This is a genomic window from Streptomyces longwoodensis (genome assembly GCF_001514125.1).
GTDB classification, from domain to species: Bacteria; Actinomycetota; Actinomycetes; order Streptomycetales; family Streptomycetaceae; genus Streptomyces; species Streptomyces longwoodensis.
Genome location: NZ_KQ948550.1, coordinates 65,842 through 86,547 on the forward strand (window position 1 = coordinate 65,842; position 20,706 = coordinate 86,547).

The window sequence follows — 20,706 nt, forward strand, 5'->3', positions numbered from 1 at the left end:
TCCCCCCAGGCAGGCCCCGTGGCCTGCGGTTCGCGCGTCCCGCCGTACGGCGGCCCCCACGCATCAGTACGCGCCCTGCCCGTAGAGCACCGCGCGCAGCGTCTTCCACAAGATCACCGTGTCCAGGGCGAGCGACCAGTCCTCGACGTACCGCAGGTCCAGCCGGACGGCCTCCTCCCACGACAGGTCGCTGCGGCCGCTGATCTGCCACAGCCCGGTCAGCCCCGGCTTGACCAGCAGCCGCCGCCGGATGTCCGGGTCGTACGCCGCGCACTCCTCCGGCAGCGGCGGCCGCGGCCCGACGAGCGACATCGACCCGGTGAGCACGTTGAACAGCTGCGGCAGCTCGTCCAGTGAGTACCGGCGCAGCACGCTCCCGACCCGGGTGACCCGCGGGTCGCGGCGCATCTTGAACAGCGGCCCCGCACCCTCGTTGAGGGCGGCCAGCCGGGCCCGGGCCTGGTCGGCGCCGACGACCATGGTGCGGAACTTCAGCATGGTGAACTCGTGGCCGTCCTTGCCGACCCGGCGCTGCCGGTAGAACGCCCCGCCCCGGCTGTCCACCAGCACCAGCAGCGCGACGAGCAGCATCAGCGGCCCGAACGCCAGCAGCAGCACGGCCGCGCCCAGCCGGTCGACGACGCCCTTCACGGCCCGGCGCCCCCCGGTGAAGGTGGGCATGCTCACCCGCAGCAGCGGGATGCCCAGCACCGCGTCGACGTGCAGCCGCGGTCCGGCCACCTCCATCAGCACCGGCGCCACGACCATCTCGGCGTCGCTGCCCTCGAGGTTCCAGGCCAGTCGCTGCAGCCGGTCCGGCGACCAGTGCGGGTCCGGGGTGACCGCGACGACGCGGTAGCCGTCGCGGTGGACGTGCTGGGCCACGTCCGTGAGCCGCCCGACCACGGGTACGCCGTCCAGCAGGTCGCCGTCGAGCGTGATCCCGTCGGTCGTGCAGACCGCGTCCACCCGCCAGCCGAGGTGCGGGAACTTGCGGGTCCGGGTGATCAGGTCCCGCACGGTGGCCGCGCTCCCGGCGGCGAGCACCGGACGCAGGCACCTGCCTTCCTTGCGCTGCTTGTGCAGCCACAGCCGCAGCACGTACCGCGCGGTCATGGTGACGAGCGCGATCGCCGGTATGGCGACGAAGATCCAGAGTTTGATGTTGCGTGAGGTCAGCGCGATCCCGCCGAGCGCGAGCACGACGGTCGCGGTGAACAGCGAGCGCCCCAACCGGCGGAATTCCTCCGCCCCTTGACCGAGTACGGCCGGTGCCCAGGCCCGGCTGACCGCGAGCGACGCCAGCACCAGTAATTCGGTGCCGAAGGCGAGGATCCCCCATTTCTCGTGCCAGTTGGCCGCGTCGCGGGCCCCGAAGAAGTTTCCGATCCCGGCCACCACGCACGCGGTGGCCACCGTGTCACTGGTGATCACGGTACGTCTGTACCGCTGCTCCCAGTCGATCGCGGGCCGGCCGATCGTTCCGTCCGCCAAGCGCCCGCGCGCTGACGGAACCGGGCTGACAAGTCCCCCTTGCCGCACAGAACCCCCCAGGTTCCCAGTGATTCGACGTGTTCGCCCCACACTGTTGGCTCCCCATCGGGAGGCCCCCGCCTCCCGCGCCGCGCTGTTCCTCCCCCCGGGAGGCCCCCGCCCCCCGTACGTGACATGCCGGCTACTGCAGAGCTGTGTGATCAACCCACTCTGGCGACAACGGACTTCCCAGGGTCCCGCCAGACGTACGAGATGCACCGGAACCCGTCGAACCCCCGGTGCTCCCCGCACCCAGGGCCCCCCTCGGGCTCCTGAAACCGATCACCCCCACGCCCGGCACGGGTAGCGACTGCTTCTCCGCAGCGCCGGGCCTAAAGATCATTACAGGTCGCCTCGGGCTCGAACGCCCGAAGCACGGTCAATCTAGACCATCGGGACCGGTATGAAGAGAGGATGTGTGAGATTTGTGTTCAAGCTTTGGGGTTCCGCTTGTGGGGCCACCGGGACCCGACGAGGTCCCGCGGCCCTCGTGACGGGAGGGGCGGGCGGTCCGGCGGGATGGGCATGAGGCGTCCGCCGACCTCCCACAGGTGTTCGAGATGTCACCCGCGCCCGCGTCGGGACGCGCGCGCCGGAGGCGGCGCGGGCGCACAACTGAACCGCCTCCGCTTCTGAGTTGGCCGGATCGCGCACGGTGCGCGCGGCCTCCGCGTCGTGTTTGTCGTCGCCCCTGACGGTCACGCGATACGGGGGGCGCCTCCCTGGAGCGCCGAGGTGCCTCCTCCGCCAAGAGGGGGGCACGGGCCGCCGGGTACGCGGTGTGTGGTCCCGGTGCCCCCGGCCCGGTCGCGCACCGTGTCGCTGTTGGGCCGTACGGGTGACGTGGCGTAAGAATTGGCTGGTGCAGGCAACGAACGCGAGTCAGGTCAGGGGGATCCGGTGAACCGGTACGACGTCACCGACGAACAGTGGGAGGGGCTCGCCCAGGTCGTGCCGCTGCGGGGCCGGGACGCCTGGCCGTCCGCCGTGGACCACCGCTCCCTGCCCGACGCCGAGACCGAGACCCGGCGCCGCTTCGTCGTGCTGCGCGTCAACGTGTTCGCCGACGCCCGCGAGGTGGCCGAGACCCTGATGTCCGGCATCCCGGTGCTGCTCGACCTCACCGGGGCGGAGGGGGACGTCGCCAAGCGCGTCCTGGACTTCTCCACGGGTGTCGTCTTCGGCCTGTCCAGCGGCATGCACCGGGTCGACCGCAACGTGTTCCTGCTGACCCCGCCGGGGACCGAGGTGAGCGGGCTGATGGAGGGCGCGGGGGTCTGAGGGGGCGCGTGGAGGGCGCGCTGCGGACCGTCCCGCGCCGCCCCTGCTCCTCCGGCCGTTCCGCGCGCCGCCCGATCGTGGGAACGGCCTCCGGGCGGAACGGTTCCGCGTGGCCGCCCGGCCATAGCGTCCCGGCATGACCGTTCCGCGCGGGTCCTCCGCCTCCCTGCCGGGTGCCCTCCCCGACGCGCCCGCCGGTGCCGCCGCGCACGGTGCCGGCGGTGCCACGGGTGCGACCCAGGACGACACGGCCCGCGTCCCCGCGCAGGCCGGGCGCCCCGATCCGGCCCGGCAGCGGGGCGACGGGACGGGGGCGCACCCGGTGCGGCCCCGGATCACGGAGCTGCGGCTGTCCGCCTTCGCCGGGCACCGGCGCACCACGCTGCCGCTGGGCGCGGTCACCGTGCTGGCGGGCCGCAGCGGCAGCGGCAAGACCAGCGCCCTCCGGGCCTGCGCGGCCCTCGCCCGGCTCGCGGGCGGCGCGGTCCTCGCCGAGGTGTTCCCGGACGCCGCCGCCTGGGTGCCCGACCGGGCCCGCCCCGACGCGCAGCGCCGGCGCGGCTTCCGCATCGGCTGCACGGCCGACGGCCCCGAGGGCCCCGTACGGCTCGACCTCGCCGTCCAGGCCGAACCGGAGCTGCGCGTCGTCGGCGAGCGGCTGACCGCGGGGGACCGCGTCCTGCTGGAGACGGCCCTGCGCGACCCCGGCCGGCCCACCGTCCAGGCCGCCTGGCACACCGCGGGCTCCGCCCCCGTCACCCGCGCCCCGCTCCCCGGCGACCGCCTCGGCACGGCCCTGCTCCCGCTGCGCGTCGCCGGCAAGACCGACGGCCAGCGCCGGGTGCTCGCGGCCGCCGAGCAGATGGTCGTCGCCCTGCGCTCCGTGTACGCCTGCGAGCCGCGCCCCGACGCGATGCGCGCCCCCGTCCCGACCGGCACCGGTCACCTGCTGACCGGGTGCGACAACCTCGCCGACGTCCTGTGGCGGACCCGCGTGGAGTGCGGACGCCGGCACGCGCTGCTCGTGGACGCCGTCCGGGCGGGGTGCGCCGGGCCCGTGACCGACCTGCGCGCCGAACCCCTCGGCGACGGCACCGTGCGCGCCGTCCTGGACCGCGGGGCGGGGCCGGCCACCGCACTCGCCCGCCTCGGCGACGGCGAACTGCGCTACCTCGCCCTCGCCCTGGTGCTGCTCACCGGCCCCGGCGTGCTGGACGTCGACACCCCCGGCGAGGTCCCGGACGCGATGCGCACCCTCACCGTCCTCGCCGACGGCTTCGACCGCGCCCTGGACCCCGCCCAGCGCTCCGCCCTGCTCGGTCTCGCCGGGCGGATGGGCGAGCGCGGGCACATCCGCTGCCTCGCCACCGTGAGCGACGGCTCCTGGGCGGCCGGGGTGCCCGGGGTGACGGTGGTAGACCTGGAGCCGTGACCGAAGAGAACAGCCCGCCCGACCTGCCCGCGCTCCAGCGCCGGCTCGCCGAGTTCGCCGCCGCCCGCTCCTGGCAGCCGTACCACACGCCCAAGAACCTCGTCTCCGCGCTCAGCGTGGAGGCGGCCGAACTGGTCGAGGTCTTCCAGTGGTTGACCCCCGAGCAGTCCGAGCGGGTCATGGACGACCCGGACAGCGCGCACCGGGTCACCGACGAGGTGGCCGACGTCCTCGCGTACCTGCTGCAACTGTGCGACGTGCTGGGCATCGACCCGCGCGCGGCGCTCGCCGCGAAGATCGAACGCAATGAACTCCGGTTCCCGGTAGGCGGGAACGGCGACTGATCGACACTACTCTCCGTAGCCGTCTGGCGCTTCGAGACCGATTTGTTGTCCAGTATTTTCCGTCTTTCTCTGGTATCAGGTCTCAATGAGTCTCACTCTGGGTAGTGGACACATGAGTTCGGTCGGACGCGCGAGGGGCGCGCGCCGGGGACGGACGGGGGCGGCGCATGGAAGCAGTGCGGCTCATCCAGGCGAGCAGGCGCGCGCTCGCGGGCAGTGTCGGCGAGGCGGAGGTCCTGACGGAGGTGTGGCAGGCGCACACCCTGGCCCAGGCGATCGGCAGCCGCCTGGCCGTCTCCGGCCCGCCCGAACTACGCGGTGAAGCACTGGGGTTGACCGAGCTGGCCGGCCGGGGCTGCGGGGTGCTGGACACCCCCGACCTCGACGAGGGCGACTTACGGGCGGCCCGCCTGACCGAGCTGGAGGACGCCCGGGAGACGCTGCTCTGCCTCGGCGGACTGCTCGGCGAGATCGGCATCGTCCTCGTCTGCCTGGCCGGCGGGGTCGACGAGGGCACGTACTGGCAGTGCATCGAGTCCATCGACGCCGCCGACGAGTCCCGCGACCGGGTCCTGGAGATGCTCCGCAAACTGGCGGCCCGCGAGGAGGCCCTGCCGGACCGCTGAGCCGCAGGTCGCCGGGGATCTGCGACACGGGGGACCGGTGGGGCCCGGCGCCGCCCCGGGAGGCAGGATGGGGAGCATGGATCTTCGCATCTTCACCGAGCCCCAGCAGGGCGCCACCTACGACACCCTGCTCACCGTGGCGAAGGCCACCGAGGACCTCGGCTTCGACGCCTTCTTCCGCTCCGACCACTACCTGAAGATGGGCGAGGTGGACGGCCTGCCCGGCCCCACCGACGCCTGGATCACCCTCGCCGGACTGGCCCGCGAGACCCGGCGCATCCGGCTCGGCACCCTGATGACCGCCGCCACCTTCCGCCTGCCCGGTGTGCTCGCCATCCAGGTCGCCCAGGTCGACCAGATGTCCGGCGGCCGCGTCGAACTCGGCCTCGGCGCGGGCTGGTTCGAGGAGGAGCACACGGCGTACGGCATCCCCTTCCCGAAGGAGAAGTTCGGCCGCCTGGAGGAGCAGCTGGAGATCGTCACCGGTCTGTGGGGCACCCCGCCCGGCGAGACCTACGACTTCCACGGCACGCACTACGACCTCACCGGCTCGCCCGCGCTGCCCAAGCCCGCCCAGGAGAAGATCCCGGTGCTGATCGGCGGCCACGGCGCGCAGCGCACCCCGCGGCTCGCCGCCCGCTACGCCGACGAGTTCAACATGCCGTTCTCCTCCGTCGAGGACAGCGAGCGGCAGTTCGGCCGGGTCCGGGAGGCCGCGCGTGCGGCCGGCCGCGACGCCGACGAGCTGGTGCTGTCCAATGCGCTGGTGGTCTGCGTCGGCAGGGACGACCAGGAGGTCGCCCGCCGCGCCGCCGCCATCGGCCGCGAGGTCGACGAGCTGAGGACCAACGGACTGGCCGGCTCCCCGGCCGAGGTCGTCGACAAGATCGGCCGCTACGCCGAGGTCGGCTCCCGCCGGTTCTACCTCCAGGTCCTGGACCTCGCCGACCTGGACCACCTGGAGCTGATCGCGTCCCAGGTGCAGTCGCAGCTGTGACAGTGCTGTGACCGGAACTGTGGCGTCCGTCACCCCGTCGGGGCCGGTGCCCTGATGGGGTGACGGGATGCCCCGCCCCGCGCCCCTCCTGCTCCCGGCCCTCTCCGCAGCGGCCCTCTCCGCCGTCCTGCTGCTGACGACGGCCTGCGGCACCGAACACGCCGGCCGGGGCGTCGACGCGGCGGCCGCCACCCCGGGCGCGCGCAGCGCGGTCACCGACCCGCCCGTGGACGGCGTCCGCGTCACCTCCGTCACCCTCCCAGCGGACCCGGCCCCGTCCCCGACGCGCGGCGGCCCCGGCGTCCACGCCGACCCGCTGCCCGCCGGCACCCCGGGCGCCCCCGGCGCCACGCGCGTCTCGGCCGCCTACGAGGTGACCAACAGCGGGTCCGTGGCGATGACGTACACCATCGTCTTCACCTTCGCCGACGCCACCGGCGGGGCGATGGACAACCGGACGCGGACCGTGCCGGGCGTCGGCCCCGGCCGCACCGTGCGCGGCACGGTGACGATGGAGGCGCTGCCACCGGGCGCGTCCTCCGTGACCCGGGTGAAGGTGCTGCGCGTGACGAAGGTGCCCGCGAGCGAGGCGCCCGCCGCCCCCGGCGTCTGCCCGCCCTCCGGGATCCGGGTCACCGCGGACGACGGCGACGCCGCGATGGGCCTGCGCGTGGTCGGCCTGCGCCTGGACAACTGCGGCACCCGCGCGGTCGCCCTCGACGGCTACCCGGACCTGACCGTCCTGGACGCGGACCGCGAGCCGGTCGACGGCGTCCGTGTCCTGCACGGCAGCGGCGGCATCGCCACCGTCACCGGCTTCGACGACCCGCCCCGACCCTTCACGCTCGCACCGGGCCGGAGCGCGAGCGCGGGACTGATGTGGCGCAACACCACGGGCTCCGGCGCGGCCGTCGACGCCCCCTACGTCCGGGTGCGCGCCCTGCCCGGCGCCGACCCGGTGACCGTGACGCCCCACCTCGACCTCGGCACCACGGGCAGGCTGGGCGTCAGCGCCTGGAAGCCCGTCCCGTAGCGCGCGGCCGGGGCCCGCGGGCCGCCGCGAAATATTCAGCAGTGCGTGCGAAGACCCGACGGTACGTTGGGGGCACGCTCGACCCCGCTGCGGCGAACGCCGCAGCTCATCCCATACGTTGAGGCCAGGCCACCGTGTTCCTGACGATCAGTACCACCGGTACCCCGGAACGCCCCGCCACCGACCTCGGGTTCCTGCTGCACAAGCACCCCGACAGGGCGCAGGCGTTCTCCACCTCCTACGGCAGGGCGCACGTCCTGTACCCCGAGGCGGACCCGCAGCACTGCACGGCGGCGCTGCTGCTGGAGGTGGATCCGGTGGCCCTGGTCCGGCGCGGCCGGGGCAAGAACCGCGGCGGGGCCCCCGACGCGGCGCTCGCCCAGTACGTCAACGACCGCCCCTACGCGGCCTCCTCGCTGCTCGCGGTCGCGCTGAGCGCCGTCTTCTCCAGCGCGATGCGCGGCGTGTGCGCCGCTCGCCCCGAGCGGGCCGCCGAGCCGCTGCCGCTGCGCATCGAGGTGCCCGCCCTGCCCGCCCGCGGCGGACCCGCCCTCGTACGGCGCCTGTTCGAGCCGCTGGGCTGGACGGTGACCGCCGAACCGGTCCCGCTGGACACCGAGTTCCCCGAGTGGGGCGACTCGCGCTACGTGCGCCTCGTGCTGGAGTCGGCGGAGCTGACCCTGTCGGCGGCCCTGCGGCACCTGTACGTGCTGCTGCCGGTCCTCGACGACGCCAAGCACTACTGGGTCGCGCCCGACGAGGTCGACAAGCTGCTGCGGGCAGGCGAGGGCTGGCTGCCCGGCCACCCGGAGCAGAAGCTGATCACCAGCCGCTACCTGTCCCGCCGCTGGTCGCTGACCCGGCAGGCGAACGAGCGGCTGGAGCTGGTGCGGCTGGCCGAGACCGACGACAGCGAGGTCGAGGAGATCGACAACGCGGTCGGCGAGGACACGGAGACGGAGGAGAAGCCGACCCCGCTGGCCGTGCTGCGCCGCGAGGCGATCCTCACCGCCCTCACGGAGTCCGGCGCCGCCCGGGTGCTCGACCTGGGCTGCGGCCAGGGCCAGTTGGTGCAGGAACTGCTCCGGGACGTCCGGTTCACCGAGGTCGTCGGCATGGACGTGTCCGTGCGGGCGCTCACCATCGCCGCGCGGCGCCTGAAGCTGGACCGCATGGGCGAGCGGCAGGCCGCCCGGGTCCGGCTGCTGCAGGGCTCGCTCGCCTACACCGACAACCGGCTCAAGGGCTACGACGCGGCCGTGCTCAGCGAGGTGGTCGAACACCTCGACCTGCCCCGGCTGCCCGCGCTGGAGTACGCCGTGTTCGGGCACGCCCGCCCGCGCACGGTGATCGTGACCACCCCGAACGTCGAGTACAACGTCCGCTGGGAGTCCCTCCCGGCCGGGCACGTCCGGCACGGCGACCACCGCTTCGAGTGGACCCGCGCCGAGTTCCGCGCCTGGGCCGGCGCGGTGGCCGAACGGCACGGCTACGACGTGGAGTTCCGGCCCGTCGGACCGGACGACCCCGAGGTGGGTCCGCCCACCCAGCTGGCCGTGTTCGGCGCCAGGACCGTGAAGGAGGCGAAGGCCGCATGACCACCGGGACCCCGCAGGGACGGCTCCTGCCCGTCACCGACCTCTCCCTCGTCGTGCTCGTCGGCCCCTCCGGCTCCGGCAAGTCGACGTTCGCCCGCCGCCACTTCAAGCCGACCGAGGTCATCTCCTCGGACTTCTGCCGCGGCCTGGTCAGCGACGACGAGAACGACCAGAGCGCCACCCGGGACGCCTTCGACGTCCTGCACTACATCGCGGGCAAGCGCCTCGCGGCCGGCCGGCGCACCGTCGTCGACGCCACCAGCGTGCAGAAGGAGGCCCGCCGGCAACTGATCGACCTGGCACGGCAGTACGACGTGCTGCCCATCGCGATCGTGCTGGACGTGCCCGAGGAGGTGTGCGCCGAGCGCAACGCGTCCCGCCCCGACCGCGCGGACCTGCCCCGCCGGGTCGTCCGCCGCCACACCCGCGAACTGCGCTCCTCCCTGCGCCACCTGGAGCGCGAGGGCTTCCGCAAGGTGCACGTGCTGCGCGGCGTGGAGGAGGTCGAGCACGCCACCGTCGTCACCGAGAAGCGCTTCAACGACCTGACCCACCTGACCGGCCCGTTCGACATCATCGGTGACATCCACGGCTGCGCGTCCGAACTGGAGGCGCTGCTCGGCAAGCTGGGCTACGTCGACGGCGTGCACCCCGGCGGCCGCACCGCGGTCTTCGTCGGCGACCTCGTCGACCGCGGCCCCGACAGCCCGGGCGTGCTGCGCCGGGTGATGGCGATGGTGAAGTCGGGCAACGCCCTGTGCGTGCCCGGCAACCACGAGAACAAGTACGGCCGCCACCTCAAGGGCCGCAAGGTCCAGCACACCCACGGACTCGCCGAGACCGTCGCGCAGATGGCCGGCGAGAGCGAGGAGTTCGTCGCCGAGGTGCGGGAGTTCATCGACTCGCTGGTCAGCCACTACGTCCTGGACGGCGGCCGGCTGGTGGTCTGCCACGCGGGCCTGCCCGAGAAGTACCACGGCCGCACCTCCGGCCGGGTCCGCTCGCACGCCCTGTACGGCGAGACCACCGGGGAGACCGACGAGTTCGGCCTGCCGGTGCGCTACCCGTGGGCCGAGGACTACCGCGGCCGGGCCGCCGTGGTCTACGGCCACACCCCCGTCCCCGAGGCCACCTGGCTGAACAACACCATCTGCCTGGACACCGGCGCCGTCTTCGGCGGCAAGCTGACCGCGCTGCGCTGGCCGGAGCGCGAGCTGGTCGACGTACCGGCGGAGCGGGTCTGGTACGAGCCGGCGAAGCCGCTGCGCTCCGAGGCGCCCGGCGGCCAGGACGGCCGGCCGCTGGACCTGGCGGACGTGCAGGGGCGGCGGGTCGTGGAGACGCGGTACCAGCCCCGGATCACGCTGCGCGAGGAGAACGCGGCGGCCGCCCTGGAGGTGATGAGCCGCTTCGCGGTCGACCCGCGGCTGCTGCCGTACCTCCCGCCGACCATGGCGCCGACGGCGACCTCGACGGTGGACGGCTACCTGGAGCACCCGCTGGAGGCGTTCGCGCAGTACGCCGCCGACGGGGTCGAGCGGGTCGTGTGCGAGGAGAAGCACATGGGCTCGCGGGCCGTGGCGCTGGTGTGCCGGGACGCGGAGGCGGCCCGCAGGAGGTTCGGCGTCGACGGTCCGACGGGCTCGCTGTACACCCGTACCGGCCGCCCCTTCTTCGACGACCCGGCGACCACGGAGGCGGTCCTGGACCGGCTGCGCGCCGCGGTCGGCGCGGCCGGCCTGTGGACGGAGCTGGACACGGACTGGCTGCTGCTGGACGCCGAGCTGATGCCCTGGTCGCTGAAGGCGTCCGGGCTGCTGCGCGCGCAGTACGCCGCGGTCGGCGCCGCGTCCGGCGCGGTGTTCCCGGACGCGCTGGCCGCGCTGCGGGGCGCGGCGGCGCGCGGGGTGGACGTCGGCGACCTGCTGTCCCGGCAGCGCGAACGGGCCGCCGACGCGGCCGCGTTCACCGCCGCCTACCGCCACTACTGCTGGACCACCGACGGCCTGGACGGCGTGCGGCTCGCGCCGTTCCAGGTCCTCGCGGTCCAGGGCCGCAGCCTCGCGGGCCTGCCCCACGACGAGCAACTGGCCGTGCTGGACCGGCTGGTGGAGCACGACGGCAGCGGCCTGCTGCACACCACCCGGCGCCTGTACGTCGACACCGGCGACCCGGAGTCGGTGCGGGCGGGCGTCGACTGGTGGCTGGAGATGACCGGCCGCGGCGGCGAGGGCATGGTCGTCAAGCCGCTCGGCGCGCTGGTCCGCGACGGCGAGGGCCGCCTGGTGCAGCCGGGCGTGAAGTGCCGGGGCCGGGAGTACCTGCGGATCATCTACGGCCCGGAGTACACCCGCCCCGACCACCTCGCCCGGCTGCGGGGCCGCTTCCTGCAGCACAAGCGGTCCCTGGCGCTGCGCGAGTACGCCCTGGGCCTGGAGGCCCTGGACCGGCTGGCCGGGGGCGAGCCGCTGTGGCGGGTGCACGAGGCGGTGTTCGGCGTGCTGGCCCTGGAGTCGGAGCCGGTCGACCCGCGGCTGTGAGACACCGCGCGCCCGCCGCCCGCGCCCCGGTCCGCCGGGCGCGGGCGGCGGGCCTCAGTCCACCAGCCGCAGCCGCCGGGCGCACACGCCCACCTCGACGGTCTGGCCCCAGGTGAGGTCGAGGGCGTCGGTCTCCATGCCGTCGCCGAAGACGACCAGGCGCTCCGACTCGACCGTCAGGCGCAGCCGGGCGGCGGCCGTCAGCTCCCCGGCGACCAGCGCGGTGCCGGTCGCCGGGGAGGGCCACGCCTCGCGCACGAACCACAGCAGGCGGTCCTCGGTCGGCGCGGGCAGCCGCAGCGAGGCGTGCCGCTCCTGCCACACCGAGCGGATCCAGCCGGTCGCGCCGGTGCCGGTGCCGACCAGCACCCCCGAGGAGGCCTGGGCCTCGACGACACCCCCGTCGCCCTCGAGGCCCAGGCGGTAGCGGGCGGTCCGGTGACCGGCGGCGCCGAGGTACACCTCGTTCAGCGCCACCAGGCGCTGGGTGTCGTCGGCGACCGCCTCGACCATGGTCAGCCCGGCCGTCGACGCGCGGCCCTCCAGCGCCCCCGGGATCAGCGCCGCCGCGTCGGCCGGGGCGTGCCGGACCAGCACGCCGGGGTTGCGCCCCGGGTCGGTGTCGATGCCGATCACCGGCTGGTCCGACAGGTACTTGGCGACGTTCGCCACCAGCCCGTCCTGCCCGACCACGACCACCACGTCCTCCGGCGCGAACAGGAACCGGTCCAGGTCGGCCCGCTCCACCCGGGACTGGCGCCAGCTCAGCGGGATGGCCGCCGTCACCTCGGCCAGCGCCCGGCGGGTGCGGTGGTGGCGCTCGGCGACCTCCTCGATGTCCCGGCCCCGCGAGGCGAGGAAGAAGGCCGCCTGGCCGTGCGTGCCGTGCCGGCCCACCAGCTCCTCGTACTCCGTGGTGCGGTGGACCAGCACGGCCCGCGGGGCCAGGCTCACCCGCGGCCCCCGGGGGGTGTCCCGTCGACCGCGCCGGGCTCGCCCCGCCCGGTCGACGGGGCGCCGCCGAGCCGGCTGAGCAGCCCGGTGAGCACGTCGGGGGAGACGGTGACGCTGTCGATGTGCGGCAGGTTCTCCGCCAGCCGGGTGCCGGTGAGCGCGTGCAGCACGGCTACGTCGACGTCGGCGTGCACCCGCAGCCAGGCCGCCTGCGCCTGGGCGCGGGCCTCGCCCACCTCGCGGGCCGCCTCGGCCTCCGCGCGGGCCAGGCGCACCGCGCGGTCGGCCTCCGCCGCGGCGAGCCGGGCCGTGCGGGTCGCCTCCGCCTCCGCCAGCCGTTCGGTGCGCCGCGCCTCGGCGTCGGCCAGCGCCACCTGCCGGGCCGCCTCGGCCTCGGCGAGCCGCACCGCGCGGGACGCCTCCGCCCCGGCCCGTACCTTGTCGGCGGCCGCGCCCTCCTCGGCCTCGCGCCGGGTGTTGGCGCCGCGCTGCTCGACCAGCCGCTCCTCGCGCTTGGCCAGTTCGATCTGGCTGGCCAGCTCGTTCTCCGCGATGGCGCGCTCGCGTTCGACCGCCACCGCGCGCCGCTCGTAGGTGGCCCGGTCGGCCTCCTGCTGGATCTGCTCGCGGGCCGGAGTGCGCAGGGCCCGCTCGACCTCGGGCTCGGGGCGCAGCGCGACGACCCGGACGGCGACGACCTCGATGCCGGTGGCCGGCAGCCGGGGCTCGGCGGCCAGGCCGGCCGCGATCCGGTCGCGGACCGCGCCGACCCCGTCGACCAGCGCCGACGCCAGCGGGGTCCGGGCGAGGACCGCGAGGGCGTGCTGCTGGGCCGTCTCGGTCAGCAGCGTGCCGAGCTGTTCCAGGGGTGCGCCGCGCCAGATGCCGGTGTCCGGGTCGATGGAGAAGTCCAGGCGCGCGGCGGCGAGGGCCGGGTCGCCGACCCGGTAGGTCACGGTGGCCTGCACCGCCACGTCCTGGAAGTCGGCCGTGCGGGCGTGGAAGGTCATCGCCAGCTCGCGGTCGTCGACCGGGACCTCGGACAGCGCGGCGGTCAGGGAGCGGTACCAGAAGCTCAGCCCCGGGCCGTCGTGCACCAGCCGGCCCGAGCGGTGGTACCGGACGTGCGCCGTCGGCGCGCCGCGCAGGTGGCGCCAGCCCAGGCGCCGGGTGATGTCGGCCATGCGACCCCCTCGCTCATTCTCGTCATCGAGACGATAATCGTCCCGTCCGCTTGTCGTCAAGGGGACGAAAAAAGGGGGGCGGGGCAATGAGTCGCGGCGGAACCGGGGTGAACCCCCGCCTCCGCGGTCAGGATGAAGGCATGGGATTCCACGTCGACTCCGAAGCCGGGCGGCTGCGCCGCGTCATCCTGCACCGGCCGGATCTCGAGCTCAAAAGGCTCACCCCCAGCAACAAGGACGCGCTGCTCTTCGACGACGTGCTCTGGGTGCGCCGGGCGCGCGCCGAGCACGACGGCTTCGCGGACGTCCTGCGCGACCGCGGCGTCGCCGTCCACCTCTTCGGCGACCTGCTCACCGAGGCCCTGCACGTCCCCGAGGCGAGGGAACTCGTCCTGGACCGCGTCTTCGACGAGAAGGAGTACGGCCCGCTCGCCACCGACCCGCTGCGCGCCGCCTTCGACGCGCTGCCCGCCGAGGAGCTGGCCGAGGCCCTCATCGGCGGGATGACGAAGCGGGAGTTCCTGGAGGGGCACGAGGAGCCGGTCTCGGTGCGCTTCCACGCCATGGAGCTGGACGACTTCCTGCTGCGGCCGCTGCCCAACCACCTCTTCACCCGCGACACCTCCGCCTGGATCTACGACGGCGTCTCCATCAACGCCATGCGCTGGCCGGCCCGCCAGCGCGAGACCGTGCACTTCGAGGCGATCTACCGCCACCACCCGCTCTTCCGTGACGAGGACTTCCACCTCTGGTCCGAGGGGCAGGCCGACTACCCGTCGACCATCGAGGGCGGGGACGTGCTGGTGATCGGCAGCGGGGCGGTCCTCATCGGCATGAGCGAGCGCACCACCCCGCAGGCCGTCGAGATGCTGGCCCACAAGCTGTTCGCGGCCGGGTCCGCGCAGACCATCGTGGCCCTCGACCTGCCCAAGCGGCGCGCCCTGATGCACCTGGACACCGTGATGACGATGGTCGACGGCGACACCTTCACCCAGTACGCGGGCCTCGGCATGCTGCGGTCGTACACCATCGAGCCGGGCGTCGGCGAGAAGGAGCTGAAGGTCACCGACCACCCGCCGGAGCACATGCACCGCGCGATCGCCGCCGCCCTGGGCCTGAGCGAGATCCGGGTGCTCACCGCCACCCAGGACGTGCACGCGGCCGAGCGCGAGCAGTGGGACGACGGCTGCAACGTGCTCTGCGTCGAGCCGGGCGTCGTGGTGGCCTACGAACGCAACTCCACCACCAACACCCACCTGCGCAAGCAGGGCATCGAGGTCATAGAGATCCCGGGCAGCGAGCTGGGCCGGGGCCGCGGCGGACCGCGCTGCATGAGCTGCCCGGTGGAGCGGGACGCCGTGTGAGGACGGGGCGGGGCGGGAGTGGCCGTATATAAATTCTGTTCCTCGTATACACTTCCACCGTCATCCTGCCCCGCCCGCCTTCGTCCCCCCTGGAGCGCCCCCATGGCGACTGTCCCGACCGCCCTCGCCGGCCGCCCCTTCCTCAAGGAGCTGGACTTCACCGGGGAGGAGCTGCGCGCCCTGGTGGGGCTGGCCGCCGAGCTGAAGGCCGCCAAGAAGGCCGGGACCGAGACGCGCCGGCTCCAGGGGAAGAACATCGCCCTGATCTTCGAGAAGACCTCCACGCGCACCCGCTGCGCGTTCGAGGTGGCCGCCGCCGACCAGGGCGCCTCCACGACGTACCTCGACCCGGTCGGGTCGCAGATCGGGCACAAGGAGTCCGTGAAGGACACCGCCCGGGTGCTCGGCCGGATGTACGACGCCATCGAGTACCGCGGGGACAGCCAGGCCAAGGTGGAGGAGCTGGCCGCCTACGCCGGCGTGCCCGTCTACAACGGCCTCACCGACGACTGGCACCCCACCCAGATGCTCGCCGACGTGCTCACCATGACCGAGCACACCGCCAAGCCGCTCACCGAGGTCGCCTTCGCCTACCTCGGCGACGCCCGCTTCAACATGGGCAACTCCTACCTCGTCACCGGCGCCCTGCTCGGCATGGACGTCCGGATCGTCGCCCCCAAGACCTACTGGCCCGCCCAGGAGGTCGTCGAGCGTGCCCGGGAGCTGGCCGCGGCCAGCGGGGCCCGCGTCACCCTCACCGAGGCCGTCGAGGAGGGCGTCGCGGGCGCCGACTTCGTCGCCACCGACGTGTGGGTGTCGATGGGTGAGCCCAAGGCCGTCTGGGACGAGCGCATCGCCGCGCTCTCCCCGTACGCGGTGACCATGGACGTGCTGCGGGCCACCGGCAACCCGGACGTGAAGTTCCTGCACTGCCTGCCGGCCTTCCACGACCTGGGGACCAAGGTCGGCCGCGAGATCCACGAGAGCCACGGCCTGGGCTCCCTGGAGGTCACCGACGAGGTGTTCGAGTCGGCCCACTCGGTCGTCTTCGACGAGGCGGAGAACCGGCTGCACACCATCAAGGCGGTCCTGGTGGCCACCCTCGCCTGAGCCGAAAACGGCGGCCCCTAAGGGGTGTGCGGCCGCCACTGCGGCGGGACCGTCGCCAGCCGGAACCACACCGCCTTGCCGTTGTCGGTCGGGCGGTGCCCGCAGGACGAGCTGAGGGCGCGGATCAGCAGCAGCCCCCGCCCGTGCTCCTGCCAGGGGTCCGGCTCCCGGCCGGACGGGCGGGTCAGGTCGCCCGGCGGCGCCGGGTCCGGATCGTGCACCTCGACCCGGCAGCCGGTCGGCAGCAGCTCCACCACCAGCTCTATCGGGCCGTCCCCGGCGGTGTGCTCCACGGCGTTGGCCACCAGCTCCGCGGTGAGCAGCTCGGCAGTGTCGCTGTCCGCCCCGTGGGCCGGCTCCGTCAGCGCCGTGCGCACCAGCGCACGGGCCACGGGCACGGCCGCGGCGGAGTGCGGCAGCGCGATCCGCCAGGAGGCGGGCGAGGCGGGGGGTTCGTGCACAGCGAGTCCGTTCATGGCGCAGGGTCCTGCGAGCGTCGTCATCACGCGGTCCTGCTTTCCGACCTCAGGAATGGTACGGCGGCCCCCGGCAGGGGCGCACGACGGGCGCCGCACGGGACCGGCGGCCCCGCTACCGGGCGGCTTACCCGGGTGAACGCCCCGGCTCGTCCCGGCGATCCCGTTGTTACGGCCTTGTCGACGAGCGGTGACACCGCCGCCCACCCGTTCCGCGCCCACCTTGTGTCGCCCTCGTGACGACAGTCACGGACGGGTGATAGTTTCGACGGGTGAGTCCCTTCCTCGGATCCGCCGCCCGCACCGCCGACTGGGAGCACCTGCGCGTCGAGCACGACGACGGCGTGGCCACCGTGACCCTGGCCCGCCCCGACAAGCTCAACGCCCTCACCTTCGGCGCCTACGCCGACCTGCGCGACCTGCTCGCCGAGCTGGCCCGGGAGCGGTCCGTGCGGGCCCTCGTCCTGGCCGGCGAGGGCCGCGGCTTCTGCTCCGGGGGTGACGTCGAGGAGATCATCGGCGCCACCCTCGCCCTGGACACCGCCGAGCTCCTCGACTTCAACCGGATGACCGGCCAGGTCGTACGGGCGGTCCGCGAGTGCCCGTTCCCGGTGGTCGCGGCCGTGCACGGGGTGGCCGCGGGCGCGGGCGCCGTGCTGGCCCTCGCCGCCGACTTCCGGGTCGCCGACCCCACGGCCCGCTTCGCCTTCCTGTTCACCCGGGTCGGCCTGTCCGGCGGCGACATGGGCGCGGCCTACCTTCTGCCCCGGGTGGTCGGCCTCGGCCACGCCACCCGGCTGCTCATGCTGGGCGAGCCGGTGCGCGCCCCCGAGGCCGAGCGCATCGGCCTGATCAGCGAACTGGCCGAGGAGGGCCGGGCCGGCGAGGCCGCCGCCGCCCTGGCCCGCCGCCTCGCCGACGGCCCGGCCCTGGCCCACGCCCAGACCAAGGCCCTGCTGACGGCGGAGCTCGACATGCCGCTGGCGGCGGCGGTGGAACTGGACGCCGCCACGCAGGCCCTGCTGATGAACGGCGAGGACTACGCCGAGTTCCACGCCGCGTTCACGGAGAAGCGCACCCCGAAGTGGAGGGGGAGGTGAGGTCGCGATGCGTGTCGCGGTCATCGGCGGTGGTCCCGGCGGCCTGTACGCCGCGGCCCTGCTGAAACGTCTCGACCCGGCCCGCGAGGTGACCGTCTGGGAGCGCAACGCCCCCGACGACACCTTCGGCTTCGGCGTCGTCCTCTCCGACGAGACCCTGGGCGGCATCGAGCACGCCGACCCCGCCGTCCACGACGCCCTGCGGCGCCACTTCGTGCGCTGGGACGACATCGACGTCGTGCACCGGGGCCGGCGGCACACCTCCGGCGGCCACGGCTTCGCCGCCCTCGGCAGGCAACGGCTCCTGGACGTCCTGCACCAGCGCTGCCACGACCTCGGCGTCGACCTGCGCTTCCGCTCCCCGGCCCCGCACCCCGGCCGGCTGGCCGCCACGCACGACCTCGTCGTCGCCGCCGACGGGATCCACAGCACCACCCGGCAGACCTGGGCCGAGGCGTTCCGCCCCCGCGTCACCGCCCACCGCTGCCGCTACATCTGGCTCGCCACCGACTTCGCCTTCGACGCCTTCCGCTTCGAGATCGCCGAGACCGAGCACGGCGTGGTGCAACTGCACGCCTACCCCTACGCGCCCGACGCCTCCACCGTGATCGTCGAGATGCGCGAGGAGGTCTGGCGCGCGGCCGGCTTCGACGAGCTGGGCGAGGAGGAGTCCACCGACCGCTGCGCCAAGATCTTCGCGGAGGCGCTCCGCGGCCGGCCCCTGCGCTCCCACCGGTCGGCGTGGACGACGTTCCGCACGGTCACCACCGAGCACTGGTCGCACGGCAACGTCGTCCTCCTCGGTGACGCCGCCCACACCGCGCACTTCTCCATCGGCTCCGGCACCAAGCTCGCCGTCGAGGACGCCCTCGCCCTCGCCGCCTGCCTGCGCGAACACCCCGACCGCGACACGGCGTTGGCGGCGTACGAGGAGGAGCGCAAGCCGGTCGTGGCGTCCACCCAGCGGGCCGCCCGGGCGAGCCTGGAGTGGTTCGAGAACCTCGCCCTGTACCTCGACCAGCCGCCCCGCCGGTTCGCGTTCAATCTGCTCACCCGCAGCCGGCGCGTCACCCACGACAACCTCCGGCTGCGCGACGCGCGGTTCGTGGAGGCGGTGGAGCGCGAGTTCGGCTGCCCGCCCGGCACGCCCCCGATGTTCACGCCGTTCCGGCTGCGCGGACTGACCCTGCGCAACCGGGTCGTCGTCTCGCCCATGGACATGTACTCGGCGGCCGACGGTCTGCCCGGCGACTTCCACCTGGTGCACCTGGGCGCCCGGGCCCTCGGCGGTGCCGGGCTGGTGATGACCGAGATGGTGTGCGTGAGCGAGGAGGGCCGGATCACCCCCGGCTGCACCGGCCTGTACACGGGCCGGCAGGCCGAGGCGTGGCGGCGCGTCACCGAGTTCGTGCACACCCGGGCGCCGGGCACCGCGATCGGCGTCCAGCTCGGGCACTCCGGCCGCAAGGGCTCGACGCGGCTCATGTGGGAGGGCATGGACGAGCCGCTGCCCGACGGCAACTGGCCCCTGGTCGCGGCCTCCGCGCTGCCGTACCGGCCGGGCAGCCAGACACCGCGCGAGCTGTCCCGGGCCCACCTGACGGACCTGCGCGAGCAGTTCACGGCGGCGGGCCGCCGGGCCGCCCGGGCCGGGTTCGACCTGCTGGAACTGCACTGCGCGCACGGCTACCTGCTGTCCGGGTTCCTCTCCCCGCTCACCAACCGCCGCACCGACGCCTACGGCGGCAGCCTGGACCGGCGGCTGCGCTTCCCGCTGGAGGTGTTCGACGCGGTCCGGGCCGTCTGGCCCGACGAACGGCCCATGACGGTGCGCATCTCCGCCACCGACTGGGCCGAGGGCGGCACGAGCGCCGACGACGCCGTGGAGATCGCCCGCGCCTTCGCCGCGCACGGCGCCGACGCCGTCGACGTGTCCACCGGCCAGGTCGTCGCCGAGGAACGCCCGGAGTTCGGGCGGTCGTACCAGACGCCGTACGCCGACCGGATCCGGCACGAGGCGGGGGTGCCGGTGATCGCGGTCGGCGCGATCTCCTCCTGGGACGACGTCAACTCCCTGATCCTGGCCGGGCGCACGGACCTGTGCGCGCTCGCCCGGCCCCATCTGTACGACCCGCACTGGACGTTGCACGCCGCCGCCGAGCAGGGCTACTCCGGGCCGGGCGCCGTGTGGCCCGAGCCCTACCGGGCGGGCAGCCGGCGCCCCCGGACCGGACGCACGGACACCCCCAAACCCCGCCTCACACTGAACCCCTGAGAGCCCGTCAGCTGTTGGAGGCCGTCAGGCGTCCTGCCGGGGCACCCCCGCGAACTCCGCGCCCGCGTCCCGCAGCCGGCGGTGCAGGCCCCGGAACACCTCGGCCGAGCGCACGCCCGGCCAGTCGGCGGGCAGCAGCCGGGCGGGCAGGCCCGGGTCGGTGTACGGCAGGTGGCGCCAGGAGTCCAGGGCGAGCAGGTAGTCGCGGTAGGCCTCGGCCGGCGGGGTGTCCGCGCGCCGCTCCCAGGCGCGCAGGACCTCCTCGTGCCGGTCGAGGAACGCCTCGTGCTCCTTGGCGATGGCCGCCAGGTCCCACCACCGGGCCACGGACTCCACGGTCGCGGCGAAGCCCAGGTGCTCCCCGCGGAAGAAGTCGACGTACGGGTCGAGCCGCAGCCGCCGCAGGCTGTGCCGGGTCTCCTCGTACAGCCGGGCCGGGGCGATCCACACGCCGGGGGCCGCCGTGCCGAAGCCGAGGCCGGCCAGCCGGGAGCGCAGCACGTGGCGCTTCTGCCGCTCCGACTCCGGCACCGAGAACACCGCGAGCACCCAGCCCTCGTCGTCGGGCGGCGCGGACGCGTAGACGCGCCGGTCGCCGTCCTCGAGCAACTGCCGTGCCTCGGGCGAGAGCCGGTAGCCCGCGGCGCCCTCGGCGGTGCGGGCGGGCAGCAGCAGCCCGCGCCGTTTCAGCCGGGACACCGAGGAGCGCACCGAGGGGGCGTCGACGCCCACCGCGGCGAGCAGCCGGATCAGCTCGGCGACGGGCACCGGGCCCGGCGCGAAGCGGCCGTAGGCGCCGTAGAGGGTGACGATCAGGGACCGGGGAGCGTGCTGGTCGGACACGTTGATCATTTTAAGT

The 20,706-nt window shown here is 74.3% G+C and carries 17 protein-coding genes; 12 read left to right on the plus strand and 5 right to left on the minus strand.

Annotated features, from left to right (window positions below; all coding sequences use genetic code 11):
- Positions 1-63 precede the first annotated feature (63 nt).
- A complete protein-coding gene (locus AQJ30_RS05290) occupies positions 64-1,542 on the minus strand; it encodes a sugar transferase (RefSeq protein ID WP_067229215.1) in 1,479 nt (492 codons plus the stop codon).
- Positions 1,543-2,433: 891 nt separating this feature from the next.
- Between AQJ30_RS05290 and AQJ30_RS05295 the strand changes: the two genes are divergently transcribed.
- The 8 genes from AQJ30_RS05295 (at position 2,434) to AQJ30_RS05330 (ending at position 11,384) form a co-directional block, all read left to right on the plus strand.
- Entirely contained in the window at positions 2,434-2,814 is a 381-nt protein-coding gene (locus AQJ30_RS05295; RefSeq protein WP_067229217.1) for a cell division protein SepF, read from the plus strand.
- Between the two features lie 136 nt (positions 2,815-2,950).
- On the plus strand, positions 2,951-4,246 hold the full coding sequence (locus AQJ30_RS05300) for an AAA family ATPase (RefSeq protein ID WP_067229219.1): 1,296 nt from the start codon (positions 2,951-2,953) through the stop codon (positions 4,244-4,246).
- Entirely contained in the window at positions 4,243-4,590 is a 348-nt protein-coding gene (locus AQJ30_RS05305) for a nucleotide pyrophosphohydrolase (RefSeq protein ID WP_067229221.1), read from the plus strand. The genes AQJ30_RS05300 and AQJ30_RS05305 overlap by 4 nt, the downstream gene beginning before the upstream one ends.
- A 167-nt stretch (positions 4,591-4,757) precedes the next feature.
- On the plus strand, positions 4,758-5,216 hold the full coding sequence (locus AQJ30_RS05310) for a DUF6099 family protein (protein WP_079083847.1): 459 nt from the start codon (positions 4,758-4,760) through the stop codon (positions 5,214-5,216).
- A gap of 76 nt (positions 5,217-5,292) precedes the next feature.
- A complete protein-coding gene (locus AQJ30_RS05315; protein WP_067229224.1) occupies positions 5,293-6,213 on the plus strand; it encodes an LLM class F420-dependent oxidoreductase in 921 nt (306 codons plus the stop codon).
- Between the two features lie 67 nt (positions 6,214-6,280).
- Entirely contained in the window at positions 6,281-7,246 is a 966-nt protein-coding gene (locus tag AQJ30_RS05320) for a DUF4232 domain-containing protein (RefSeq protein WP_067229226.1), read from the plus strand.
- A gap of 134 nt (positions 7,247-7,380) precedes the next feature.
- A complete protein-coding gene (locus AQJ30_RS05325; RefSeq protein WP_067229229.1) occupies positions 7,381-8,844 on the plus strand; it encodes a 3' terminal RNA ribose 2'-O-methyltransferase Hen1 in 1,464 nt (487 codons plus the stop codon).
- The gene (locus AQJ30_RS05330) at positions 8,841-11,384 is read left to right on the plus strand and encodes a polynucleotide kinase-phosphatase (RefSeq protein ID WP_067229232.1); all 2,544 of its coding nucleotides are present in this window, start codon (positions 8,841-8,843) and stop codon (positions 11,382-11,384) included. Before AQJ30_RS05325 ends, AQJ30_RS05330 begins: the two co-directional genes overlap by 4 nt.
- A gap of 54 nt (positions 11,385-11,438) precedes the next feature.
- On the opposite strand, the gene AQJ30_RS05335 is transcribed toward AQJ30_RS05330, so the two are convergent.
- Both AQJ30_RS05335 and AQJ30_RS05340 read right to left on the minus strand, forming a co-directional pair.
- A complete protein-coding gene (locus AQJ30_RS05335) occupies positions 11,439-12,338 on the minus strand; it encodes an NAD(+)/NADH kinase (protein WP_067229235.1) in 900 nt (299 codons plus the stop codon).
- On the minus strand, positions 12,335-13,522 hold the full coding sequence (locus AQJ30_RS05340; RefSeq protein ID WP_067229236.1) for an SPFH domain-containing protein: 1,188 nt from the start codon (positions 13,520-13,522) through the stop codon (positions 12,335-12,337). Before AQJ30_RS05340 ends, AQJ30_RS05335 begins: the two co-directional genes overlap by 4 nt.
- A gap of 140 nt (positions 13,523-13,662) precedes the next feature.
- Here AQJ30_RS05340 and AQJ30_RS05345 point away from each other — a divergent pair, with 140 nt between their 5' ends.
- Both AQJ30_RS05345 and argF read left to right on the plus strand, forming a co-directional pair.
- Positions 13,663-14,886 (plus strand): arginine deiminase, encoded by a 1,224-nt coding sequence (locus tag AQJ30_RS05345; RefSeq protein ID WP_067229239.1) that lies wholly within the window; start codon positions 13,663-13,665, stop codon positions 14,884-14,886.
- A gap of 102 nt (positions 14,887-14,988) precedes the next feature.
- Positions 14,989-15,996 (plus strand): ornithine carbamoyltransferase, encoded by a 1,008-nt coding sequence (gene argF, locus AQJ30_RS05350; protein WP_067229241.1) that lies wholly within the window; start codon positions 14,989-14,991, stop codon positions 15,994-15,996.
- Between the two features lie 17 nt (positions 15,997-16,013).
- Here the strand turns inward: argF and AQJ30_RS05355 are convergent, their stop codons facing one another.
- Positions 16,014-16,472 (minus strand): ATP-binding protein, encoded by a 459-nt coding sequence (locus AQJ30_RS05355; protein ID WP_067229244.1) that lies wholly within the window; start codon positions 16,470-16,472, stop codon positions 16,014-16,016.
- Positions 16,473-16,744: 272 nt separating this feature from the next.
- Between AQJ30_RS05355 and AQJ30_RS05360 the strand changes: the two genes are divergently transcribed.
- Together AQJ30_RS05360 and AQJ30_RS05365 are read left to right on the plus strand one after the other, a co-directional pair.
- The gene (locus tag AQJ30_RS05360) at positions 16,745-17,572 is read left to right on the plus strand and encodes an enoyl-CoA hydratase family protein (protein WP_067229247.1); all 828 of its coding nucleotides are present in this window, start codon (positions 16,745-16,747) and stop codon (positions 17,570-17,572) included.
- A 7-nt stretch (positions 17,573-17,579) separates the two neighbouring features.
- The gene (locus AQJ30_RS05365; RefSeq protein ID WP_067229249.1) at positions 17,580-19,847 is read left to right on the plus strand and encodes a bifunctional salicylyl-CoA 5-hydroxylase/oxidoreductase; all 2,268 of its coding nucleotides are present in this window, start codon (positions 17,580-17,582) and stop codon (positions 19,845-19,847) included.
- A 24-nt stretch (positions 19,848-19,871) separates the two neighbouring features.
- Here AQJ30_RS05365 and AQJ30_RS05370 read toward each other — a convergent pair whose 3' ends face one another.
- Positions 19,872-20,699 carry a PaaX family transcriptional regulator gene (locus AQJ30_RS05370; protein WP_067229252.1) on the minus strand — a complete coding sequence of 276 codons (828 nt, stop codon included), beginning with the start codon at positions 20,697-20,699 and terminating at the stop codon, positions 19,872-19,874.
- Between the last annotated feature and the right edge of the window lie 7 nt (positions 20,700-20,706).

What these genes read in the sequence shown, in the direction of transcription:
- AQJ30_RS05315 (WP_067229224.1), top strand. Translation starts at nt 5,293, where the DNA reads ATGGATCTTCGCATCTTCACCGAGCCCCAGCAGGGCGCCACCTACGAC.
- AQJ30_RS05330 (WP_067229232.1), top strand. Translation starts at nt 8,841, where the DNA reads ATGACCACCGGGACCCCGCAGGGACGGCTCCTGCCCGTCACCGACCTC.
- AQJ30_RS05355 (WP_067229244.1), bottom strand. Translation starts at nt 16,472, where the DNA reads ATGAACGGACTCGCTGTGCACGAACCCCCCGCCTCGCCCGCCTCCTGG.
- AQJ30_RS05310 (WP_079083847.1), top strand. Translation starts at nt 4,758, where the DNA reads ATGGAAGCAGTGCGGCTCATCCAGGCGAGCAGGCGCGCGCTCGCGGGC.
- argF (WP_067229241.1), top strand. Translation starts at nt 14,989, where the DNA reads ATGGCGACTGTCCCGACCGCCCTCGCCGGCCGCCCCTTCCTCAAGGAG.
- AQJ30_RS05300 (WP_067229219.1), top strand. Translation starts at nt 2,951, where the DNA reads ATGACCGTTCCGCGCGGGTCCTCCGCCTCCCTGCCGGGTGCCCTCCCC.
- AQJ30_RS05370 (WP_067229252.1), bottom strand. Translation starts at nt 20,699, where the DNA reads ATGATCAACGTGTCCGACCAGCACGCTCCCCGGTCCCTGATCGTCACC.
- AQJ30_RS05345 (WP_067229239.1), top strand. Translation starts at nt 13,663, where the DNA reads ATGGGATTCCACGTCGACTCCGAAGCCGGGCGGCTGCGCCGCGTCATC.
- AQJ30_RS05320 (WP_067229226.1), top strand. Translation starts at nt 6,281, where the DNA reads ATGCCCCGCCCCGCGCCCCTCCTGCTCCCGGCCCTCTCCGCAGCGGCC.
- AQJ30_RS05340 (WP_067229236.1), bottom strand. Translation starts at nt 13,522, where the DNA reads ATGGCCGACATCACCCGGCGCCTGGGCTGGCGCCACCTGCGCGGCGCG.
- AQJ30_RS05365 (WP_067229249.1), top strand. Translation starts at nt 17,580, where the DNA reads ATGCGTGTCGCGGTCATCGGCGGTGGTCCCGGCGGCCTGTACGCCGCG.